Genomic DNA, 3720 nt, shown 5'->3' with positions numbered 1-3720 from the left:
GGCCGCCGCCCACAAGAAGGCTAAGGAAAACCTGGCCACCCAGCAGCAAGCTGCCGCCTGATCCGCCCCGGAGAACTTAATCGCTCCACCGCTCCGAAAACCTCATGGGGTCGGTCGGACGCTTACGAGGATGTCGCACGCGGTCGCAGCACCAAAGCACAAAAAGGGGTCAGTCAAGGTTTTCGATTTTTTCAAGTCAATGTGGAGGGTCGAGTTGGTGTGCGGGGACGAGGATCGAAAACCTTGACTGACCCCCAATCCGGACCCAGTGAGGCGGCACTTGATGCGGTGTGGCGGCGAGCGCTTGGACGGACTTTCATGGCGAGGCTAATCGACCATTTTAGTGCTCTTTTGTCTAGCACGAATCTTTTCCTAGCCATTACAAGGGTTCAAGGGCCTCGAGCCAATCGCCCTATACCCGCGAGGCCAAGGCCACCATGGGAGTTGATTTTTTCGTTGGAGAGTGTGAGCTTGATCATCGGCAACCCGTTGGGTGATTGTGATGAACTGCTCTTAACCTGTTTCAGGGCGGGTTGCCGACTCTTTGCTTCTGTTAGTTCACGGATTCAGGGTAATAATTGGCTGGTCAAGTAGCTCGGAATGAGACATGCTAAATCCAGCTGGTGAACTGAATGTGGGAGGACCCGAACAGCCTGAAAGCGCCAAAGGAGCAAACATGCATTTCGAGCCAAATACTTCAACCGCTCACCCTCCTTCAACCCCGGGCACCACTAGCCAAATCTTGAAAACTGCCCCCTAACAACTATGACACCGAAATCCAATATCCTGCGTGCCGGCTTGCTGGCGCTCGCCACCCTAGCCACCGCCTATGCGGGTGGTGAGGGTTGGACCTCCGACTTCGAAGCGGCCAAAAAACAAGCCGCCGCGGAAAAAAAAGACCTGCTCCTGGACTTCACCGGTTCCGACTGGTGTGGCTGGTGCATTAAACTCAACAAAGAAGTCTTCCAGGAAGATGTCTTCAAAACCGGCGTCAAGGACACACTGGTTCTCGTTGAACTCGACTTCCCGTCAGACAAATCAAAGCTCAGTAAGGAAACACAGGCCCAGAACGCCAAGCTCGGCAAAGAGTTCAATATCCGGGGCTATCCCACGATCATGCTCTGTGATGCCACCGGCAAGCCGTTCGCCAAAACTGGCTACAAATCCGGCGGCCCAGAGAATTACCTCACTCACCTCAATGAGTTGATCGCCGCCCGAGAAAAGCGGGATGCCGCTTTTGCCGCCGCGAAAAAGGCCACCGACAACGCCGAAAAAGCCAAGTTCCTCGTCGAAGGACTAGAGGTTCTCTCTAACAGCATCGTGGAAGGCTACTACGCCGACGTCGTCGCCGAAATCGTCGAACTCGACCCAGCAGATAGCACTGGCTACATCAAGGAACGCGAGGAAGTTGCCGCCCAAAAGGAAGCCGCCGCCGAGAAGGAAGCCACCAATCAAAAAAAGGTTCAGGAGTTCACCAAAACCACCCTCGGCCCGCTGATGAGAGCCAAGGACTACGACAAGGCCACCGCAACCGTAGCCACCTTCATCAAGGAAAACCCGGACCTCGATAATGAGACCAAGATCAATATCAGTCTCAGTTCCCAGTTACCTCGCCTCGTCGCAGAGGGCGATGCCGATGCCGCTACCAAATTCATCGACGAACTGGTCGTCGCTTATCCGAATCCGAAATTCGCCGCACGAGCCGACCGGATCAAAACCATGGTTAGAGCCGATATCGAAGCCAGGGCCAAGAAAGACGCAAGCGTCCGATCGACCCCATCTGAATGATCTCCCCGGATGGGTTATCGGGAGTATGATTAAATTGGATCACTAAATTGGGTCAGGTGAGAATGGCGCGGTTTTAAGCCGGATCTCGGTGTTTTCAGTGTGATACGGGGCCGGCAGCCGACAGGCCTCAAACCGCCGCATCCTTTCTGTTCGTGGAGGTCGACGGTCGCAGATAGATCCGAATTCCTTGATTTCTCGGGGATCCTCGGCCCGACAGGCCGCTTAAAACCGCGCCATTCTTGATTGCGGTAGGGGCCGCCGTTACCGGCGGCCCCCCGCGCAGATCCGTACGTGAAGAACTACCTCATACGGCTCCTGCCTCAAGTCGGGCGCGGAATCTCTGGTCTGGATACGGATGGATAATACGGGGCCGGGGAAGATGCTTGCGTCCAAGCCGCTGCATCCTCGCCCATGTCCAGCGGCTCTTTCCTCTCTGGCTGCGTCGGCGTATCTCATGGAGCCAGTGACGGGGCACCTCGTCCACGAAACGTCCAATGCAGTGGCTGTTGTTAGGCACGGCATGATAATTCAACCAGCCCTGCACCACACTTCGCAACCATCGGGCGGTTTCGCCCAATGGCCGGTGCCTCCGCTTTCGCAGCTTCAACCGGATCGCATGCAGCGTCCCCCGCATCCGCTCCGCGACCGTATGGCGGTGAATGGTGAAGCGCCCGCCCTTCCGCGTCCTCGCACACTTGTGTGTGAAACCGAGGAAATCAAAGGTGCCGGGACGTCCCCCCCCCCACGCCGTTTGCGGTCCGCCTCCGCATGGCGGCCGAACTCGACAAGGCGTGTTTTACCGTCATGGAGCCTCAGCCCGAACTTGGCGAAACGCACCCGGATCTCCTCCAGACACGCCTCCGCCTCATCCTTATGCTCGAATCCGATCACGAAGTCGTCCGCGTAGCGCGCGACAATCACATCTCCGCAGCAGCAACTTTTGCGCCACCATTGTATCCACAGATCGAAGACATAGTGCAGATACACATTCGACAGGAGCGGCGAAATCACCGCCCCCTGAGGCGCACCCATATTTGTCTCCGACACCACTCCGTCCTCGCTGACCCCGGCTTTCAGCCACTTGCGGATCAGCCGCAGGATTCGGCGGTCGCCGACTCGGTGCTCCAGAAACGCGATCATCCAATCATGGTCGATCGTGTCGAAAAAGCCCTCGATGTCGGCGTCCAATATCCAGTTCACCTTCTTGTCGGAAATCGCCACGCTCAACGCGTCAAGCGCGTCGTGCTGGCTCTTTCCTCGCCGGAAGCCATAGCTGAACCCGAGCGAGTCCGCCTCGCAGATGCATTGCAATATCTCCGATACCGCGTGCTGGACGATCTTGTCCTCCAGCGACGTGATCCCCAACTTCCGTTTCCGTCCGTCGGGTTTGTCGATATATCTCCTGCGCGATGGCTTCGTCCGGTAGCTTCCCCGGTGTACTCGACCGTGGAGATCGATCAAATTCGCCTCCAGGTCGTGCTCATAGTCATGCCACGTCACTCCATCGATCCCGACCGTCGCCGTCTTCTTCAGGCTGAAGAATGACCGACGCAACGCATCAACATCCGCATGGTGCAGCAATGCCGTGAACTTCATCTTGCCGTCCTTGCGGGCGGCTCCACGCACGCGGTCCAGTCCGTTTGTCCCATCAATTTTCCGGCTCGGGGTCCGGGACGGGTGGCTCTGATCCACGTTCCTCTCGACCGGGTTCCTTTCCTCCATCAGCTCCGCCAGTGTCTCAGAAACACCTTTGTTCGCCGACTTCCCAGGTAATACGGACCCGTCTGACTTCCCACCAAAGTGCATCCCGATTGGTTCGTCGGAGACGTTCATCGGGCGACCCTGGAGGAAGATCTCTTCCTCCAGGGTATTGATGGGATTTGATTCGCTAGCGCTCACCCCTCGCGGGGCTCCCCTCCGGGGACTCTACCC

General features: G+C 57.3%; 1 protein-coding gene and 1 pseudogene. One reads left to right on the top strand and one right to left on the bottom strand.

The window, feature by feature from the left end; all coding sequences use genetic code 11:
* Positions 1 to 765 precede the first annotated feature (765 nt).
* Positions 766 to 1788, top strand: coding sequence for a thioredoxin family protein (locus WBG04_RS18325; RefSeq protein ID WP_424316161.1), 1023 nt, complete (start codon positions 766 to 768; stop codon positions 1786 to 1788).
* 304 nt (positions 1789 to 2092) lie between these two features.
* Here WBG04_RS18325 and ltrA read toward each other — a convergent pair.
* Positions 2093 to 3594, bottom strand: a pseudogene (gene ltrA, locus WBG04_RS18320) (group II intron reverse transcriptase/maturase).
* Positions 3595 to 3720: the final 126 nt, after the last annotated feature.

It is taken from the genome of Haloferula sp. (genome assembly GCF_049672945.1).
Taxonomy (GTDB): domain Bacteria; phylum Verrucomicrobiota; class Verrucomicrobiia; order Verrucomicrobiales; family Akkermansiaceae; genus Haloferula.
Note: the sequence above shows the minus strand (reverse complement) of the source record. Positions and strands in the feature narration are given on the sequence as shown.

Excerpts from the sequence above, each read along its gene's own strand:
- WBG04_RS18325 (WP_424316161.1), top strand. The coding sequence starts at position 766 with ATGACACCGAAATCCAATATCCTGCGTGCCGGCTTGCTGGCGCTCGCC.